The sequence below is a fragment of the archaeon CG10_big_fil_rev_8_21_14_0_10_43_11 genome, assembly GCA_002763265.1.
Taxonomy (GTDB): Archaea; Nanobdellota; Nanobdellia; order PEZQ01; family PEZQ01; genus PEZQ01.
In genome coordinates, this window is the sequence record PEZQ01000003.1 from 132,560 (window position 1) to 151,001 (window position 18,442).

The window sequence follows — 18,442 nt, forward strand, 5'->3', positions numbered from 1 at the left end:
CTTACACATCATAAGGGCGAAGCGTTTTTCTGCCGTTTTCTTTTGCTCGCTTTTTTGCGTCGTTAATCAATGCAGTAATTGCATTTTCAAGAGCATCGAAGAAATCTGATGAGGCTCTTAGTCCGTCTAGTTCTTCACGTACTTTACTTTTTACGATCTTCATGGTTTTAATTCACCTGTACTACAATCACAAACCCTTCTTTTTTTAATAATTTGCGCTGTTTTAACCACTTCTTTTAAATAGTGATTGGGTAATCACACAAATTCAAACGCAGGAGGGCTGCTCTTCTTTTTACCGCTACCCACCTGTTTGAGCACGTCTTCAGTGGTAATTTTTTGCGTGTTTTCAAGAATGGATGCGTGGTATGCGTGCTCAATCAACCCAATCATATCCCGACCCGAGTAGTTTGGCGTTTGTTTTGCAATGCGTGAAAAGTCAACATCAAATGGTTTTGTTACGCCACTAAAATAGTTCTTAAAAAAGAGTTCGCGCTCACGTTCTGAAAATGGTTTGAACGCGATTCTGCTTCGAAGTCTGCTGGTAACTGCCCGGTCAAGAACGGTATTAAGATTTGTTGCACCAATAAACACGTGACCGGGGTGTTCGACAAATTCGTCAAGGTTTACGAGAAGTGCATTAACTGTTTCAAGCGCGTCACCACGCATGCTTTGATTTTTTGAGCGGTTGTATCCAATGCCGTCAATCTCATCAACAAACACAACTGAACGTTCTTTAGCAAGTGCTTCTTCAAAGAATTCCCGAATCTGTTTTGCACTTTCCCCAATATAGTTTCCCACAAGGGCAGTTGCACTTGAGAAAAAGAAGGGCGCTTTTGTTTGTGACGCAATAACGCGGGCAAGATAGGTTTTTCCCGTTCCAGGACCGCCCTGGAATAAGTTCATATTTGGGGGGAATGAACCAAACAGTTCTGGTTGTTCTATATAATGGCAAATAAGGCGCGCGCGTTGTTTTGCTTGGTCTTGTCCTATCACATCATCAAGTGTGAGATTTTTTTCTTTTGTAAAGCGGGTTGATTTCTTTGGTTCTGCAAAATCCTGAATAACAAATTGTGTTTTTGGGATAATAATTGCTTCTTTTGTAGGGTGATTGTTAAAATATGTGATGTTTTTTACCCGAAAGTATTGGCCAAATGATGGTTCAAATATCACCTCACCACATCCCATGTACGAGTATTCATTGCATAGTTCACGGATAAGATGTTCATAATCAGTGCCTAATTGAAATGGCTCTCCTTGCATCATTTGAAGTCGTTGTAAGTGCACGACTTTTGCATTAGCTGGAGTTGGGAGAAAATGCTGTTTCTGCGTTTTTTTGGGCTTTTTTATGCTAACATATTTTCCAAGATTACCTTGTTTCACACCCATTCACGTTTCTAATTGGTTTAAAAGCATTTGTCTGTTTGAGCGCACATAAAAAGGTTTTTTAATCGTGCACGCCCCAATAACAAAGTAATGGCTAAGAAGAAAGCGCCTCAACGGAATCGTACGCGTGCAAAAGAGGCAGTCATTAAGTCTTCTCAAAAACTCAAGCTTCAGGTTGGCACAAAAGAACTCAAGGACTTGAAAGCAACAATTCTCACACTGGTAACCGCGATTGTTTTTATTGGGTTGTGCACCATGCTTTTACTTGCAACAAAAAACCCGCTTGGCGCGTACTTTCTTGCAGTAGGTGAAATTGCGTTTGTGCTTGCTCTTATTTATGAACTCAAACAAAGCACGCGTGCACTTATTAAAGAGCACGTGAAAAAATCACGCGTGTTTGAACTTGTTTCTGACCTGATTTTTACGCTCAGCACTGCGTTTGTGATTTTCTCTCTTTTTATTGCTATTCTTGCGCTCAAAGTGGTTATCATGCATTCTCCAGACCAGCTCAAAACTGCAGCGATTATTGCAATACCCTTACTTGCCGTGCCTCTTCTTTTATGGGATTCGGTGTTTGATTATTTTAAAAATCACATGAACAAGTTTCGATGGTTTTTTATTCTCTTACTCTTACCCACGCTTTTCGCGTTTGCACACGGGTTTAACGTGTCAACAATTGATGATGCGGTTTCGGCATTAAGCAACACGCAAGAAATTCTAAATACTACCTCAAGCGTGTTTGCATTTGCAGGAAACGCGTCAAGCTTTTTAGGTCAGCAAAAACAAGTGATTAGCGAAGCGCTTGGCCTTTCAGATACGCAAACAAATATCGCGCTTGGCATTATTATTTTGCTCGCGCTGATTATTGCCATGAATTTTCTTGAAAGCATTGCAAAATGGCTTATTCTCATTCTTATTGCAGTCTTCATATTCCTGCTTCTCTAAAGCATTATAATTATGATACTGCATAAACCACCCACGTGGCGTACAAGAATACGTTCACACTATCGTGTTTTTTTTTGATGAAGCGTGCTGATGAGCAACTTCCTCTTTAAGTGCTACTCATGGTAACCAGCCATGATGCGTCAAAACGTTCTATTTTTAGATTCATGCGCGAGCCTGATATGAATACGCCGCGAATGTCTTGCGTGTTGTTTTCGCACGCTTCATAGAGGGTTCCAGGAACGCTTGCGCACAGCATGTTGCCGTCAACAAATACTTCATACGAGTATCGATTAATGCGGGAGGGAAGGTCTATGCGGAGTGTGATTGTTTTGTCTTCAAACACGTTTGCGTAATACTCAATAGATGATGCTGATGTTTGAATTTGTTTTACCACGTTTTTAAGATGGAAGTCCATTGCTTCATTAATCACAAGGGGTCCTAAGTATTGTGAGAACAGGTACGTGACTGCAATGACCACAACAATGCCCACTGCAAAACCTAAAAATTCTGTGAGTATTTGAATTTGTCCGCGTTTCATAATAAGAGAAGCTCTTGTGAAATTTCCAGGCTCTTTTTTCGTTCAAGAGCGTGTTGTTTTTGGGATTCGCCTTCATCAGCGAGGAGTTCGCCATTTGCAAGTGCGGTATTGACGCGGCTCAACTCTTTTGTGCTCTCAGCAAGTTTTTCGCTTATTATTTTTTGCGCATCTTTTTTGAGAAGATGGCTCATTTTTTTGGGGCGGATAAAGTTTGCATTAAGCGCGTGGCAAATCTCAGCCATGTTTTCATCAAGATGGTAGGTAGTAGTGTTATCCTCTTTTGTCGGGTGTCCGCTCACAAGAGCAAGGCAGAGTCCTTCTTTTTTTGTTGGGTCAAAGACGCCAAGGGCTTTTACCCACACCGTGATGCTTGCGGTTTCTTTGATAAGAAACAAGACGAGTGCGCTAATAGTAAAGATTCCAAACAGGGTTTGCAAGGACGCGTACTGGGATGGTGATGAGAAAAATAAATAGAAGCCAAAAGTGCCAAGGGCAAGAAGTGCGCATAGTTTCCATACGCGTGAGAACTTGGTTCCCTGCATGATTTTTCTTTTTGCGCGCGTGCGCACCATAAACGCGTTGTGCGAGGCGTTAGCAAGCGCGTGACGCGCGTCAGGGTGTTTTGCTACGTGCACATCATGCTGGTGAATACTGTAATCAAGGTTAGTGAGTGCTCGTCGAATAAACTCGCCAAATTCGTGAATATCATCAATCTTGAAGATAGTGTTGTGATGCGCGTTTCGTGATTTGAGAAATTCTGTGCTAAAACCCTCTTGATTTGACATACTACTCTCAATAAGACGGGCTTTGCATTTAAAAATTTGCTTTACGCGTGCTTTAGATTAATTATTGCATAGCTTGGCGTGCCGTATCCAAGTTCGTGGCGCGATTGGATTTTGAATTTGAATTCTTCTGCTAAATCGCGCACCATGTCGTGCTGGTTTGTGAGAATAGTCATGCGCCGTTTGACTAAGTATTCTGCTTGGTAGAATAATTCTTTATAAAATTTGACAACTGCTTCTTTATTTGAGTGAAGCACGGGTGGAAATACAATAAAGGTGTTAACCTCTTGTTTTCCGTACTTGTCATCAAGCCAGTCAAGGTTGTAGCGCGAAAAATTGACTTGGCGTGCAACGCCGGCAAGCCGAGCGTTCTTGTTGCTGCCGTCAACGTTTTTTACAAACGTATCCATTCCTTGCACGCGCACGTTTCGTGACGTGTTTGCAAGCGCGTCATATTCCTGGTATGTTTGGCGCACCTCCTGTTTTGAGAGCACGTCCCAGTTGAGAAATGAGAATTTTTCTTTTCGCTCAGCACCAGGTGGCATAGCAAACGCCAAAAGTGCTGCTTCAATAATAAGCGTGCCATCCCCACAGTGGGGGTCAACAAGCAAGTGTTTGTCAGGATTCCACCCGTTATAGGTAAGCAGTGCGTTTGCAAGGCTTGGGCGAAGAGGGTTTGGCGCGTGATAGACTTTATAGCCGCGTTTGTTAAGTGATTCCCCGCTTGTGTTAAGACCAACCATGCAGGTGTTGTTGGTAATAATAGCTGATACGTTTAGGTCAGGGTAGGTTAAGTCAACTTTGGGTTTCCATCCTTTTGTTTTTTTGAGGTTATCCATGACTACGCCACCCATTTCAGCGTTCACGTCATGTGATTTGAATTCGTGTGTTCCTGCGCGTTCGCAGGATACGGCAAAGGTTTTTGTTTTTTTAAAAAAAGGGGAGAAATCTGCGCTTGCTGCGCGCGCTATAAGTTCATCAAAATGGGAGAAGGAGTATTCTGCGAGCAAAAGGTCTACGCGTTCAACCACGCGTGATGCGTAATTGAGCCGCGCAATATCAAGCAGGTCGTTTGTTTTGACGCGCACAAAACCGTTTTTGATGGTTGCTTTTTTGCTCAGTGTTTGTTCAACATCTGTTTTTGCAAACGCTTCTAGTCCGGGCGTTGTTTGACATACGAGCTCGTAGTGCATACTGTTTTAAACTTGTTTTTCCCATTTAAACACGTATGGTACGCGTGCTTATCAATCAAGAGGGGCTTATTCACCGCGTGCGGGGTGATGGTGATATTCACACCAATAATGGGGTTGTGTTAAAAAAGGATTTGGAAAACCCGCCAAAAGTGGTGAAAAGCCATTCGGGTTATGCATTTCTTTATGCTGATGCAAATAGTGCTGATTTGTTTGAACTTATGCGGCGCGGACCGCAAATTATTACGTTAAAGGATGCGGGCTATATTGTTGCGCGCACCGGCATTACCCGGAATAGTGTGGTGTTTGACGCGGGCGGGGGTAGTGGCGCGCTCTCGCTGTTTTTATCATTGCATGCAAAGAAAGTGTATTGTTATGAACGCAGGGATGATTTTATCAAAATAATCGCGCACAATATTGCGTTGTTTGGCGCAAAAAACGTGGTGCTCAAAGAAGCTGACGTGTATGATGGTGTGAAGGTTAAAAATGTGGATGTGGCAACCCTTGACTTGAAAGAACCGTGGCGTGTTGACCCGTCATTTGTGAAACTGGGTGGTTATGTGGTTGTGTATGTTCCGACTATTAATCAGGTTGAAAAAGCGCGTTTTGCGGGTTTTGTGCTTGAAGAGGTGACTGAAATCATAAAACGGGACTGGAGAACTGACGCAATACTAAGACCAAAGAGCAAGATGATAGCACACACGGGTTTTCTATGTTTTTTTCGCAGACTCAAATGAACCGGTTTTCTTTCGTGTTTCGCGCATCTGGTCGTAAATAAGTGATTCTATTTTGTAGGGTTTTAGAATGCCTTTGAACGTGAGCGAGTACCCGTCACTGCCAAATGTTTTGATTTTAACATCGCCCACGCCAACAAAGCGTTGAATCATGTTTTGATTGACTTCAACTTTGGTAATAGCTTCAAAGCCAACGCTCTCGCTTCTTTTATTAAACAGGGAGAACTCGCTTGTCAGACGCTCATCAGTAACCGTGTAATTGGTTGTTTTTCGGTATAGTTCTATAAGCGGTGCGACTACAAAGGGTGTGATGAGTAGGGGTTTGAATATGAGTCCTGCTATAATCGTTGCCACGTACCATGGCGTGAAATGGAGGCGTGATGTGGTGGTTTTTTTTATCAGACCCTTTTGTTTTGCCATACTCTTATTCTAGACACGTGGTGATTTTAAAGAATATTGTTTACTATAAACAGGGTGGCAGGCGTGCGCGCACGGGAAAAATTTAATAAGCAGTCAAAACCTAGAACACTACTGTCATGCGTGATTGTATTTTTTGCAAAATCGTTGCGGGTGAAATCCCTTCAGTCATGCTCTGGGAGGATGATGACCATGTTGCCATTCTTGATGTTGCCCCAAACACAAGGGGGATGACGCTGGTTCTTACAAAAAAGCACTATGCTTCAAACATTAGTTTCATTGATGATGACGTTTTCAAGCGTTTTATGATTGCTTCAAAACGGGTTGTGCGCGTTCTTGAAAAAGGGTTATCCGTGTCTCGTGTTGCGCTTGTTGTTGAGGGAACGGGTGTGAATCACGCGCATGCTAAGCTTTATCCGCTTCATGGGGTTTTAGCAGAGTTTCATTCTGCAGAACGTGATACAAGAACGTTTTTTGACACGTATCAGGGCTTTGTGAGCACCCAGCTTGGTCCAAATGCTCAGGTCAAAGAGCTTAAAATGCTTGCACAAGAAATACGGAGAAAAAGCGGTGAAGAAGGCCAAACAAAGCTTTTAGACGCGTAGTATTTAAGTGGAAACACTTATAAGCGCGCTTGTTAGCAAATCTGGTATGAATTTTGTTGTGTCTCTTGAGAGATTAGCAGTAAAACCCTTGGATGCGCTCTTTTTTGGGAAGTTTATCCATGCAAAAAGCGATGCAGAAGTTGAGTTGCTTGCGCAGAGCGTGTACGAGCAGGTAGACGCGTCTGGATTTGATTTTGACGCAGTTATTGGTGTAAAACGTGGCGGCATGCCGCTTGCGCGTTATTTATCGCAAAAGCTTGATGTGCCGCTTGATAGTATTGCTATCAAAACCCGGTCTGCATCACGTTTTAGTATGATTCCTTTTTTGCAGGACGTGAATTTTCCCGTGCAATTTACTGAGCTTCCGCAAGGGGCTTACAAAGGGCGAAGCGTGCTTGTTGTTGATGATGATGTGGCAACGGGAAAAACCCTTGAGCGCGCGCTTGATTATTTTGGTGAGGGCGCCAAAACAGCAGTTCTCTCAGACAGAACGTTTGGGCGCAGCGAGTTTAGGCCTGATTTTTATGGTGAGAAAGTTATGACTCTGCCAAAGTTTATTGTGTTTCCGTGGAAGAGCGTTTCACCAGACTACCGCGACCCTTTAACCTTTGAGATTAGCGCATAACCCAATTCTGCAAGAAGAAAAGCAAGTAGAAGAAAAGTTTAATAGTATCTCAACAAGTTGAGAAATGCATGGAAAAACAGATGAAAGAGGGGGGTATTTTAGCAATTCAGAAAACAGGAAATGTCAGTTTCTATACCGCAAGCAGAAGTGAGAAATACCTTTTGGAAAAAAAGCTCTACAATATAAGGCAATTGCACGAATCCGGTCTAATTGAGTATATAAGAATAGAGCTGAGCAATCCCGCAATAGTCCTTTTCGGCTCATACGCAAGAGGAGAAGACACCGAAGAGAGTGATATAGACATCTACATCGAGACGCCTTCAAAAAATAAAGCCGTTCTTGCAAAGTATGAAAAGCAGCTCAAGCGCAAGATACAAGTATTCCAACACAAAAACATAAAAGAAATAACTAATCTGCATTTAGCAAACAACATCATAAATGGGCTAACACTGAACAATTACATTGAGGTATTTACATGAAAGAAAAAGACTGGGCAGACTGCTTAACAAACAAATCCGCAAAAACTGTTTCGCCAGATGTTCTAAGAGCAGAATCCTTAAAAGAGACTGCTAAAGAAAGAATAAACCTAATAAAAAAAATAACCGAGAAGAACTGCAATTTTGTCTTTGAAGATTACTACACCTCTCTTTTAGAGCTTTTGCAGGCAATAGCCTTTAAGGAAGGGTTCAACGTATTAAATCATGTCTGCATAGGATTCTATATTCGAGACATGTTAAAGAGAGAGAAGATTTATTCATGCTATTTGACGATTTAAGATTCAAAAGAAACTCACTCACATACTACGGAAAAAGAATGGACTTTGAAACAGCAAAACAAGCAATAGAAAAATGTAAAAGGCTCATCAGGGAACTGCAATGAAAAAACTCATAACCGAAGAAAATGTTAAAGAGAATGTTTTAGATATTCTCAAGATTGAGATAACGCTAGCGTTACATTTATAAACATCTGTTTATTTAATTAAACACGTGTTCAAAGAATTAAACACTTTAAAAATCTTCCTGGAAGAGCCAGCCAGAAAGTTCAATGTAAGAGAAGTTGCAAGACTGCTTAAAATAACCCCTGCAACTGCAAGTAAGCAACTAAAATACTTTGCAAAGAAGGGCGTTCTCAAGTATGAAAAAGAGCGCATATTTGACTTATACAGTGCAGACATCGAAAGCACAACGTATAGAGACCTCAAGCTATATTACAACATAACAAAAATAAGAAATTCCGGCATCCTTGAAGCGTTAGATAAATTTTATCTTAAGCCAACCGTCATTTTTTTTGGCTCAGGAACAACAGGACATGATACAAAAAACAGCGACTTCGACTTTGTTGTTATAAGTGAAAATAAAAAAGACTTTCCAAGAAAAGCAGAGTTCGAGAAAAAAATGCAAAGAACCCTACAAATCTTTGCAGTCGCCAATCTTAACGACTTAAAAAACGAGCATCTAATAAATAATGCACTTAGTGGGATATTACTCCAAGGAGAAATACGATGGATATAGATGAAAAAGCTGGCGAAAAAGAAAGTATTGAACCAAAAAAAGAAAAAGATTTATTCAGGATTATAATTGATTTTTTCAGGAGGTTGTTTGGAAGATGAAAATATTTGGAAAAACTTTAAAAGAGTATGTCGGGCCAATAAAATATTATATTTTAATTTCTATTTTAGTTGTAATATTGCAGTATTATGTTGCGCTTCCACTAAGCAGAAATTATCCTTATATACTAGCTCTGACACAGGCTTTATGGGCCCTCATGGTAGCTTTTTCGGTAATTAAGCTCACTTTGTATTATGATTTTAATTTTAAGAATCTCTTGTTTTTAGGTGTTTTATATTCTGTTATCATCCATGGGCTAAAAGCTTTTGTATTTCGGGTATTTTCATTTCCTTATTCCGACCCCACTATTGAACAATATATTTTACACCTCTTAAACAGGTTTCTTTATGGAAGCTTTTTAGTGATGTTCATTGTTATAATTCTCGGCTTAATCTTTATCAAGCTGAAAAATAATCAAGAAGTGAGAAAATCTTCTAGATGGTTATAATTTAGGAAAACTGCCCTATCTAATTTTTAGGACTTCAAATTTATTGAGTTTAACTAGTTATTATAGGAAATTTTTATCGCAAAAAGTATATATTTGGAACATTATGCGAAATTAAGCACGGTCTTTCAATTAAATTAGAAAATGGATTAGAATTAAGAAATTATTCAAAACAATCAATAAAATCCTATCCTTATCATGTTAAAAAATTTTTAGACTATTCTAAAACAAAAGGGATAAATGAAAATAATTCAATTTTTCTTTAAGGAAATACAAAAACTTCTTGGGCATTCATCAATTAAAAACGTGAAAAGCCCCTTGGACAACCTATAACACGCTAAACGCGAGAAACACGCGTGTTACCCACCAGGAAAAAAAGCAATCTATAAAAATGGTCTGACGCTTACAATTCCTAACCTTTTTGGGCTGGTGGTCTAGTGGTATGACGCCGCCTTGGCATGGCGGAGACTGCGAGTTCGATTCTCGCCCAGTCCACTAAACAGTTATGTTCTCACAACAAACCAATACGGGTATGAAGCCGCGTGCACGCGCAAACCTTGTTCTCTACGCCTTAAGCGCGCTGCTTGCACTTCAATCACTCTATTTTCTTGCAAAAACCCCGCTGCTCGTCCTGCTTGCGCTCGCTTACGTAATCGTGTTTGGAGTTTTGTTCTCACGCGTAGGTGTTAGAAAAGAATTTTTTGCGACCACACTCGTGGTATGGAACGTTATTGCAGCACTTATCATTGTGCTCACAACGCCGTGGGGCGATAGCGGCGTTGGACAAATCATTCTTGCAATACTCATTCTTGTCTACGGCTTGCTTATTGGTAGCATTGCGCCACTTGCAATTACTATCGCGCTCTTTTTGTTTAAGAAAAGACAAAGCCTCACAGCACGCGTAAAGCGTTTGTTTTCGCGTTAAGAAATACCTTTTTATGCCATTACTGCACCAATTCACCACAGAGAGGGAAATACCGCGTGCTGTTTCGAGGAGAAGTGTGGTTGCGAAGAGCGTTTTTTGGTCTAGCCGTGTTTCTCGCGTTTACCACGCCTTTTGCGCTAGTAGAAAATAATACTGCATTTTTGCGCACTGCGCCTCTTGGCTATTTCGCGCTTCTTGGCGGCTCATTTATTCTTGTTATCATGAGCGTACGCGTGTATCGAAGTTTTAGCGAAGAAATTCACGTACTTCGCACAAAAGGCCTGCAAGTTGAGAGTCTTGCTGGTTTTAGGCAATTGCGCAAAAACGTTATTGTATCCATTTTCAAAACAAGCATTATTTTCATAAATGCATTCATCGCGTTTTTGCTGTTTGTATTCCTTGTTGACAGCGTGATAAAAACAAGCGTGATTATCATGATGTTTGTCGTGTTCTCATCACTCATGTCATGTGCGAGCATGATATTTCTTATTACCATCCCCCACATTAATTTTCAACCAGGAAGTCTCTCAAAATATTACAAATCACCAAAAGTGCCCCTGCTTCTTGACAACTTCATTACTGACACGCTTCGCTCAACTATGGACCCTGCAGCACAATTGCGCTTTGATGAGTGGACAAGCATGGTATCTGCGCTTATAAAAAAATCATACGCAAAAGAATTTTCCCAAAAAGAACGTGTTGAGCGCGCAATTGAAACAGTACTCTTGCTCACATACTTAAAGCAAGTGATTCCTGAGCGCGGACAACAAATTTTCAACACCAAAATACGACATGTCATAAAACCAGACGGTCTCTACGAGCTCAAAAAAGGCAATGGCTCACGCATATCTCTTGACGTACTTGATGAGCTTATTGCGCGCGCGCAAAAAGACAGGCCGGGCGCGTTCACGATTGTTGACCGCTTGATGACCACTCTTCTTGAACGCTTTGAAGAATTCCAGTATAGTGATTTATGGGTTGAAACCCACCTTCCCGAGCGCGTTGGCAATTACAAAAAATCGCTTACGCTCACCGTGCTCATTAGCAATCTCAAAAAAGCAAAGAGTGAACGAGAACTTACCTTGCTATTAAGTAAAGAGCATGAAATGGTCGAATCCTACACGCTTAAAATCGAGCCATTTACCGCAAGAAAAGCAGACTTTGAGCACACACTCACAAGCAAAGAAGAAAAAGCGCTTGACGTGATTGATTACGCAATTGAAGTATTGCACGCAAGCGAGGGTTTCCAGTTTCAAATCATCCCGCACACAATTGGAGACCACGTTGTGGGATTGAGCATTAACGAGAGTAACGAAACGGTATGGGGCGAATCGCTCACGTTCTCTGCTGCACACGATTACCTCTCTATTGCCACAGGCAGTGCAGCAAAGCTTGGCGCAATTGGCGGAGCACTTTTGAGCACGCTTGGACTGGGTATTTCAAGCATTCTTTCAATCTTTGGACTATAAGACAATCATGTCAATAAATTGTTTCACACTCACACGCGCTGAGGCAGCATTGTCATGACCCCCGCCCCCTAAAAGTTCTGCAATCTCGCGCGCAAGCGGTTTGTCATTGTCTTGTCCGCGAAAACTCACTTTCACTCCATCATCAATATAGCTAAACACGGCAACAGCCTGTTTATTCTTTTTTGCAAAATAATGTCCTACTTCTGAATGGAAAAGAGGCGTGTTGTAAGCTAGAACCACATACTCTCCCACCGAAATAGTAACCGGGGTGAGTCGGGTTTCAAGTGTGTGCACTAAATCATCAGCATACGCACTCATGTACGAACCCCTCTCAATTATGAGCGCTGCATCTTGTTTGAGAACCTCTTTCATTTTTTCAGGTTTATTAATAAACAGGCTCAAATAATTGTTTGCATGCTTTGTCTCATCTCCATGCTTCCACGCCCAAATATCCCTGTCTTTGACGAGTTCTACAAGGCGAGGTACGGGTTCTCCAAAAAAGTGTTTCCACGCAATAGATGTGCCACTTTCATTATTATCAAACGTGTAGGCAAAGCATTCGTGCTTGATTTGTTCAAGGGTTTTGTTCACGCCCACGTGGTGGTCAAGAATAGTGAGATGCGCGCCTGTATCAAGAAGGGTTTGTATTTGCTCAGGTTTGAATGAAAAATCAATCAAATACAGATGCGTGTCTAAATCAAGCTGATTTGCAAGTGACTGAATATTGCTTTGTGTGTAATTGTAGTCAAACGGGATTGTTTTTGAGTTTGGAAATTTTGTTAAAAACACTGCAGCACTCGTAGTACCATCAATACAGTTTTTATGATATATGCATAGATTTGTTGTCATACTACTAACAAAGAGTATTGTGATGTTAAGGGTTTTGCGGTTTGATATTACTGGACATACTGTTGCGAAACTAAATTGATTACCTAATTGCAAATGTTCTTGTGTTCAATTTAATAAAACTGCATGATAACAGTGACGCAAGACAACTTTGGATTCGCGTAAAACTTTCTGACACAACTAAAATTAAACTCAAAAAAGATGTTATCCTAAATGATTTTGACATTCCTTCTTCAACCTTTGACGAATGGATGAGAAAGGAGAGAGTGCCTATTGTTTTTACGAACAATAAGCCATCAACAATTGAACGTTATAATCAGTGCTTTGAAGAATTATTTATGATCAAAACGCGCAACTATACAAGACGAAAACAGTCTGATTATTTCGTATCTGAGATTAAGTCAAAAATAATTTACCGGTTTTTTACAAGAATTCTTGGTTTTCCTGAAGGAAAAAAATCAAAGATTATCCGATTTCCAAGTATTGTTAATCAGTTTAACAAGGACGAAAAAAGAGCTTTGATTCAAGGCTTATTGTTGACAGATGGTGGGAAATCAAACAATTCCTTTCATTATTGTACGGCAAGTAACGGATTGTGTGAAGACGTTGTGAAGATTCTTAGCGAGTTTGATGTATTGTCTACTGTGTCCAAGCAAATCTTTAAAAATGGTACGGAATATTACCATATAATCATGTCATTGGAAGATGCAAACAGCCTACTATCAATGCCGAAGTAGCTCAGCCTGGTTAGAGCGCCACAAATATTCTTCCAACAAAAACGTGACGTGATTTGGTAGGTATTGGCGATGCTCATAAGTAACTGCTTATGAACTCTGACTTCGTGATGAGATTAAGCAATAATCAAGCTGGGAAACGTGGAGGTCCGAGGGTTCGAATCCCTCCTTCGGCACTCCCTCTTTACTACCTTAATTAGTGGTTATTCACAAGAGAAAGAGTAATAACTCCAGAAGATGATTAACGGACTGTGCCTAACGCGTATCATATAGATAATGACACTATAATTATTGAAAGAGATTTAACCGAATTAGACATATTTGTTAAAGATTTTCTCAACATATTAAAAAAACATTCTGATTACCTAATTGTTAGTGGATATGTAAGTATTGCAACAGGAAGAACACGAGGTACAGAAGATGTTGACCTGCTCCTCCCCCCTCTTAGTGAAGAAACGTTTACTCAACTATTTAACGAACTCACAGAAAATGGTTTTTGGTGCTACCAAGGCGATTCCGCGGACATGGCATACAAATATATTCAGGAAGTAAACAATATCAGATTCGCAAGAAGTAATCAAATGTTCCCTAACATGGAAATTGTACCCTTCAATGAAACGAAACGGACAAAATCATTTGAATTTAATCATCCACAAAAGATAAAAATTAAAGATTTTGAGTTCAAAATTCCGCAATTAGAATTTGAAATTCTCTACAAAGAACTGGTACTTACTGGGAAAAAAGATATTGCTGATGCACGACATTTACGAATATTTTTTGTAGATATCCTAAAAAAAGAAAAGTTTGAAACGTATGAAGCGGTGATAAAATATTATGAAAACTTGGGTTGACCTAGATTACGTTGAATATTATGCTAGACAATTACGAGAGGATACTTCACTATTCAAACAGCAAAAAATGCTTATCGATTCCCAGATTAAGTCAAGCAGGGAGTTATTCAACACTAGATTCAAAAACCAAGATTTTAAAACACAAGCTCGAAAATACCTCCACGAATGCAATTTGATATAATGATTAATGAGCGGAATCTTATCAAGTTTAACTCACTTATCAAAGGAAAAGTATACAAGAATGACCAAATCTGGTACGGTCTTGTAATTGGTTTTGACCATTCCTCAGTTATTATATTGATTCCATATGATATTCATATAAATATTTAAATATGGATACTTTGCTAACTATAAACATGGCTCAGAAATCTACGACACTACAATTTTCTAAAGAACAATTTAGAGATATGGATATGTATATTTCTAAAGGTTATTACTCGTCTAAAGCAGAACTTGTTAGAGAGGCAGTTAGAGATAAACTTAGATCCTTAGAGAAAGACGAATTATATACGCAAATTCTGGAGCTCAGAAAAAAATCAAAGAATAGAGAAGCAAAGATGACATCACCCTTTATTTCAACGGAAGACTCAGATGAGCTTATGAAGCAACTTGCAAGAAAAAATAAACTGGAATTATAATTCTTCTGGTCTTCTAACAAGAATATCATATTTTCTTTCTAATTTCTTAAAATCCTTAACATTCCACGTACAGATAAATTTACAATGATTATGTATCGCACTGGCAGCATGACGCGCATCTTTTATTCCTTTAACAAATTTGGTTACAATCTTTTTAGAGAAATCAATATCCTTTTGGGTTATACGCTGAACTTCTAACTTCTTAGGGTTTTTATCAAAAAGAGCCATAAAGTCTGATTCGTCTAGTCTAGTAATTTGACAGAATTCGGCAATTACTAAATCAGAAACAACCATTGTATATTTACAATCGAAAGATGTGTTCATAAACTCTATGCTTCGCAGGTCCATAAACTCTAAGTTACGACCAAACTCACTTTGAATAAGACTTATGAAAACATTACTATTAACATATACTCTTGGCATGCAGTTCTTTTGCAACATGTTCAATAATAAAAAATCTTTTATTCCCAAATCCCTCTTAATATCAACAGGTGCATTAGCTTTCCAAAATGAGTCAATGTATAGAACACAGAACTTCTCTGGACGTGCAAGAAACTTTATTCTTTCTCAGCTCAACTATTCCAAAATTTTCTCAAACCGCAACTACTCTTAGATAGTGTCAACAGGGTCCTAAATAAAATCCTAAAAAACTAAGTTTAAAAATCATAATCTAAGGAGTATTAGTAGGAACTAAACTATCTTTCTATTGCCCCTCCTTCGGCACTTTCATGTATGTCTACTGCCTTTTTAATGATAGTTTCTCCTACAATACCCCATTTCGTATACTCAATAAACTCTTCAGGCTTCACAAACTTTCTTTCAAAGGTATACCCCGTTGCAGGGTCAGGTTTTATAGACAATAGTTTGCTTGCTTTTGCGTAGTATCTAAGTTGATAGTACGTTTCGCCGCCTTTCTCTTTTGGATTATTAGGATGAGTTACACGAATAGCGCCTAAAAGTTTGAATTCATCAATTCTAATACCTGCTTCTTCCATAATTTCTCGTTGCAGGGTTTGTGCGGGCGTTTCTTCATTTTCAGGATGCCCTCCCGGTAAACTCCACTTATCTTTTTTCTTAACTACTAAGATATCCCCATTCTCATTCAAACAAACCCCAGAGACCTGCATAATAGGTGCATCAAAAGGAGGAACGAGTGTTTCAATCCATTCCATTGTAATTGTAGTGCCTTTGTACATTATTTCTTCTTTTACCATTATTGTTCATCCATCAATTCATCTATTTTTGTAGCTATATCTTCAAGAGTTACAGATAAAAATAAAAATGTTAATTATTTAAAAACTATACCAAGTTAAGAATAAATGACGTCAAACATAGGTCTTATTCGCAAACTTTTTCTCTTCGTATACTCAAATTAATTGGACTAAGTATCTTCGAATTAAACGAATCAATATCAAAAGAACCTCCACCCCCACTAGTAATATAGACTTTTTTAAATTCTAAAGGCAATAAAGCAATAGTTTCGTTAAATGGACGCGAATCTCCCGAATGAGTCCAACCTTGAGCAGATACAATAATAGAATAGTTCAGCGTATTCCTAATCCAAAAGAAGGGAGGATTAAGAGGGTCCATACCCGGACTATTCCAATTTCCCATAAAATTCTCAAAAACCAAAGCTACACCGCTACCAAGATAATATTTTATCTTCTCTTCACAAATGTTATCTTTTGAATTAGTAACACCGGCACCTATTGGCACATTTACTGTAACAATGTGACCTGTGAGCAAATCGAATAGCATATTAAAATCAAGTAAATTAAAAATAAACAGACCTATAAGAAAAACAGAAATAAACAAAAATCGGTTACTAACCAAAACATTATTCTTAACCAATACCGGATCACCGAATGAATGACCACCATTACGGGCAATATTTAATGAAACCGCTCTGTCCGAATGAGAATCAAAGTTATGAATTTCAGAATGTTTCTTTTTAGTTATTATTTCTAAATTGTCTATGTTATTATTTTTTTTATCAGAATCTTTGTGATGAACAAAATATTTTTTAAAAGGTAGCGGATAATCCTTGTTATTATACAGATAACGATAGGCTAATTCTCTATGAACAAGTCTTTGAGTATCAACATAGCGATAATAACCATTCTCATCCACAAAAACCTTACGTGTCATTATTAAAAAAAAGCTATATCGATTTATGAATACATAATGTGTGTTTCTCAAAATAGGATCAAGACTATTCCTTTTTGTCTCGTACTGAACCACACTAATCTTTCTTATAGCCTGTCTTTTTTCAAGTAAGATTTCAACAAAATCTACAAAATTAGTTTGGTATCAATAAAAAATATGTCTTGTAACCACGCACAATGGCAAGAGCCGGAAAAACGCAAACAACACAATTTGGGAATTACTAAACGTTTAAATACTGTCTTTTGAGTTCAAAAAATGCGATGACTAACGCATTCATTACTTACACAAAACACAACGGCAGCCAAAAAATCACGAGCCACCTTAACACAAACCAACCCCTCACAGACCTAGTCACACTTATAGAAACACACAACCCCTACGAAGCAACCCTGTACGCGCACGGCATCAAACTCGGCGAGTACGCGTCACAAGAAAAAAACACGACCCAACTCATAGAAAACAACTTTGAAGAAACACAATACTACAACGGCCATCTTATCAGGTACAAACCAGGCACGCTCACACTTGACTTTCTCCACCGAAAACACTTAACCAAACACAGTATGGTCTTGCCACACATTCGCAAACGACTCACGCAAAAAAACATCACCCTCCTCGAAGACCTTGCATGCACCACGCCCCGAACACCACAACCCCGCAAACAAGACGACGATAAAGACGACACGCACCTCTACGCGTTTAGCGGGCACGAACGCGAAAAACCTGAACTCACGCCACAAACCATCGTCCTCATAGCGGCTGCGCTCTACAAATATTTTACTCAAGAAGAATAAAGCAAGGCGTGCTCAATGATTTATATAGGTAAACATCCCTATCCTAACATATGTTTGATTTTTTGAAAAAAAAACAAAAACGCATTGACCCAATATGCAAGATGGAAGAAGTCAAAGGAAGCGGTCTTGACTATGACGGAAAATGGTTTTGCAGCGAACACTGCAAACAACGATACACTGACACGGAGGAAAACACATAAGTATGGCATTCATGTGGGATTACATGATGCTTGGCGGAGGATGGGGCTGGATTGCAATGAGCCTGCTTGGGCTTGTATACGTGGGCGTCGTGTCGCTCATATTCAGCTACACCTTCTGGTGGGCATACATGAAAATTGTTAAGAAAAAATAAGGCGCGTTTACTCAACTAACCCTTCTAACTCGCTCTTTTTAGCAGTGCTTAACAAATTTGAAATCACATAACCCATAGCAAAAGAAAACACACCCGCATACAATGAAAACAAAAATCTGCTATACAACATAGTAACAACATTTGACGCCACCGTGACTGCAAGAGGCAAGTACTGATACACACGCGCCCGCTCATACCCGCACGCAACCCCGCCCATTCCTGAAAGTAACGCGTTTGACGCTACCGCGCGCGAACCTGCAAACAAAAGAGTATCTAACATGAACATCACGCAAAAATATGAGACTATATTAATGTTTCTCCCGCGCTCAAAAGCGGTTAAGCGGTCAGAACTTCACAACTGTTAAAAAGGCTTCTTTCATCTTGTTGCACGTATCA

General features: G+C 39.4%; 25 protein-coding genes and 2 tRNA genes. 16 read left to right on the forward strand and 11 right to left on the reverse strand.

Going from position 1 to position 18,442, the window contains the following annotated elements:
* Window position 1: 1 nt before the first annotated feature.
* Together COT72_01705 and COT72_01710 are read right to left on the reverse strand one after the other, a co-directional pair.
* Window positions 2-163, reverse strand: coding sequence for a DUF1931 domain-containing protein (locus COT72_01705; GenBank protein PIO00401.1), 162 nt, complete (start codon window positions 161-163; stop codon window positions 2-4).
* 92 nt (window positions 164-255) lie between these two features.
* The gene (locus COT72_01710; protein ID PIO00402.1) at window positions 256-1,386 is read right to left on the reverse strand and encodes a hypothetical protein; all 1,131 of its coding nucleotides are present in this window, start codon (window positions 1,384-1,386) and stop codon (window positions 256-258) included.
* 87 nt (window positions 1,387-1,473) lie between these two features.
* On the opposite strand from COT72_01710, the gene COT72_01715 reads away from it, so the two are divergent.
* Complete coding sequence (locus tag COT72_01715; GenBank protein ID PIO00403.1) at window positions 1,474-2,328, forward strand: hypothetical protein; 855 nt, start codon at window positions 1,474-1,476, stop codon at window positions 2,326-2,328.
* Between the two features lie 106 nt (window positions 2,329-2,434).
* On the opposite strand, the gene COT72_01720 is transcribed toward COT72_01715, so the two are convergent.
* From COT72_01720 to COT72_01730, 3 genes are read right to left on the reverse strand one after another with little or no spacing between them, the layout of a single operon-like run.
* Entirely contained in the window at window positions 2,435-2,866 is a 432-nt protein-coding gene (locus tag COT72_01720) for a hypothetical protein (GenBank protein ID PIO00404.1), read from the reverse strand.
* A complete protein-coding gene (locus tag COT72_01725) occupies window positions 2,863-3,651 on the reverse strand; it encodes a hypothetical protein (protein ID PIO00405.1) in 789 nt (262 codons plus the stop codon). The genes COT72_01720 and COT72_01725 overlap by 4 nt, the downstream gene beginning before the upstream one ends.
* Before the next feature lie 41 nt (window positions 3,652-3,692).
* Complete coding sequence (locus tag COT72_01730) at window positions 3,693-4,841, reverse strand: hypothetical protein (protein PIO00406.1); 1,149 nt, start codon at window positions 4,839-4,841, stop codon at window positions 3,693-3,695.
* Between the two features lie 35 nt (window positions 4,842-4,876).
* Here COT72_01730 and COT72_01735 point away from each other — a divergent pair, with 35 nt between their 5' ends.
* Window positions 4,877-5,575, forward strand: a complete 699-nt coding sequence (locus tag COT72_01735) for a hypothetical protein (protein PIO00407.1) — start codon at window positions 4,877-4,879, stop codon at window positions 5,573-5,575.
* On the opposite strand, the gene COT72_01740 is transcribed toward COT72_01735, so the two are convergent.
* The gene (locus COT72_01740) at window positions 5,549-5,992 is read right to left on the reverse strand and encodes a hypothetical protein (GenBank protein ID PIO00408.1); all 444 of its coding nucleotides are present in this window, start codon (window positions 5,990-5,992) and stop codon (window positions 5,549-5,551) included. The two genes, COT72_01735 and COT72_01740, sit on opposite strands and share 27 nt — an antisense overlap.
* Before the next feature lie 116 nt (window positions 5,993-6,108).
* Here COT72_01740 and COT72_01745 point away from each other — a divergent pair, with 116 nt between their 5' ends.
* The 9 genes from COT72_01745 (at window position 6,109) to COT72_01785 (ending at window position 11,665) form a co-directional block, all read left to right on the forward strand.
* Window positions 6,109-6,594: a diadenosine tetraphosphate hydrolase gene (locus COT72_01745; GenBank protein PIO00409.1), complete on the forward strand. Its 486-nt coding sequence runs from the start codon at window positions 6,109-6,111 to the stop codon at window positions 6,592-6,594.
* Window positions 6,595-6,601: 7 nt separating this feature from the next.
* Complete coding sequence (locus tag COT72_01750) at window positions 6,602-7,219, forward strand: hypothetical protein (GenBank protein PIO00410.1); 618 nt, start codon at window positions 6,602-6,604, stop codon at window positions 7,217-7,219.
* A gap of 68 nt (window positions 7,220-7,287) precedes the next feature.
* Complete coding sequence (locus COT72_01755; GenBank protein ID PIO00411.1) at window positions 7,288-7,698, forward strand: hypothetical protein; 411 nt, start codon at window positions 7,288-7,290, stop codon at window positions 7,696-7,698.
* Complete coding sequence (locus COT72_01760) at window positions 7,695-7,994, forward strand: hypothetical protein (GenBank protein PIO00412.1); 300 nt, start codon at window positions 7,695-7,697, stop codon at window positions 7,992-7,994. The genes COT72_01755 and COT72_01760 overlap by 4 nt, the downstream gene beginning before the upstream one ends.
* Before the next feature lie 202 nt (window positions 7,995-8,196).
* Complete coding sequence (locus COT72_01765) at window positions 8,197-8,730, forward strand: hypothetical protein (GenBank protein ID PIO00413.1); 534 nt, start codon at window positions 8,197-8,199, stop codon at window positions 8,728-8,730.
* Window positions 8,731-8,824: 94 nt separating this feature from the next.
* A complete protein-coding gene (locus COT72_01770) occupies window positions 8,825-9,274 on the forward strand; it encodes a hypothetical protein (protein PIO00414.1) in 450 nt (149 codons plus the stop codon).
* A gap of 420 nt (window positions 9,275-9,694) precedes the next feature.
* Window positions 9,695-9,766 (forward strand) — tRNA-Ala (locus COT72_01775).
* A 37-nt stretch (window positions 9,767-9,803) separates the two neighbouring features.
* Window positions 9,804-10,196 (forward strand): hypothetical protein, encoded by a 393-nt coding sequence (locus COT72_01780; protein PIO00415.1) that lies wholly within the window; start codon window positions 9,804-9,806, stop codon window positions 10,194-10,196.
* Window positions 10,197-10,303: 107 nt separating this feature from the next.
* Complete coding sequence (locus tag COT72_01785) at window positions 10,304-11,665, forward strand: hypothetical protein (GenBank protein PIO00416.1); 1,362 nt, start codon at window positions 10,304-10,306, stop codon at window positions 11,663-11,665.
* Here COT72_01785 and COT72_01790 read toward each other — a convergent pair.
* On the reverse strand, window positions 11,660-12,514 hold the full coding sequence (locus COT72_01790) for a phosphoesterase (protein PIO00417.1): 855 nt from the start codon (window positions 12,512-12,514) through the stop codon (window positions 11,660-11,662). The two genes, COT72_01785 and COT72_01790, sit on opposite strands and share 6 nt — an antisense overlap.
* Window positions 12,515-12,615: 101 nt before the next feature.
* Between COT72_01790 and COT72_01795 the strand changes: the two genes are divergently transcribed.
* The 4 genes from COT72_01795 to COT72_01810 all read left to right on the forward strand — a co-directional run bounded on the left by COT72_01795 (window position 12,616) and on the right by COT72_01810 (window position 14,734).
* Entirely contained in the window at window positions 12,616-13,248 is a 633-nt protein-coding gene (locus tag COT72_01795) for a hypothetical protein (GenBank protein ID PIO00418.1), read from the forward strand.
* Window positions 13,242-13,421, forward strand: a tRNA-OTHER gene (locus COT72_01800). Before COT72_01795 ends, COT72_01800 begins: the two co-directional genes overlap by 7 nt.
* 75 nt (window positions 13,422-13,496) lie before the next feature.
* Window positions 13,497-14,096, forward strand: coding sequence for a hypothetical protein (locus tag COT72_01805; protein ID PIO00419.1), 600 nt, complete (start codon window positions 13,497-13,499; stop codon window positions 14,094-14,096).
* A 332-nt stretch (window positions 14,097-14,428) separates the two neighbouring features.
* The gene (locus COT72_01810) at window positions 14,429-14,734 is read left to right on the forward strand and encodes a hypothetical protein (GenBank protein ID PIO00420.1); all 306 of its coding nucleotides are present in this window, start codon (window positions 14,429-14,431) and stop codon (window positions 14,732-14,734) included.
* Here COT72_01810 and COT72_01815 read toward each other — a convergent pair.
* The 3 genes from COT72_01815 to COT72_01825 all read right to left on the reverse strand — a co-directional run bounded on the left by COT72_01815 (window position 14,729) and on the right by COT72_01825 (window position 16,882).
* Window positions 14,729-15,175: a hypothetical protein gene (locus COT72_01815; protein ID PIO00421.1), complete on the reverse strand. Its 447-nt coding sequence runs from the start codon at window positions 15,173-15,175 to the stop codon at window positions 14,729-14,731. The genes COT72_01810 and COT72_01815 overlap by 6 nt on opposite strands.
* Before the next feature lie 254 nt (window positions 15,176-15,429).
* Window positions 15,430-15,948, reverse strand: a complete 519-nt coding sequence (locus COT72_01820) for a hypothetical protein (protein ID PIO00422.1) — start codon at window positions 15,946-15,948, stop codon at window positions 15,430-15,432.
* A 124-nt stretch (window positions 15,949-16,072) separates the two neighbouring features.
* On the reverse strand, window positions 16,073-16,882 hold the full coding sequence (locus COT72_01825) for a hypothetical protein (GenBank protein ID PIO00423.1): 810 nt from the start codon (window positions 16,880-16,882) through the stop codon (window positions 16,073-16,075).
* A gap of 278 nt (window positions 16,883-17,160) precedes the next feature.
* On the opposite strand from COT72_01825, the gene COT72_01830 reads away from it, so the two are divergent.
* The gene (locus COT72_01830; protein PIO00424.1) at window positions 17,161-17,694 is read left to right on the forward strand and encodes a hypothetical protein; all 534 of its coding nucleotides are present in this window, start codon (window positions 17,161-17,163) and stop codon (window positions 17,692-17,694) included.
* A gap of 359 nt (window positions 17,695-18,053) precedes the next feature.
* Here COT72_01830 and COT72_01835 read toward each other — a convergent pair whose 3' ends face one another.
* A complete protein-coding gene (locus tag COT72_01835) occupies window positions 18,054-18,326 on the reverse strand; it encodes a hypothetical protein (protein PIO00425.1) in 273 nt (90 codons plus the stop codon).
* Window positions 18,327-18,442: the final 116 nt, after the last annotated feature.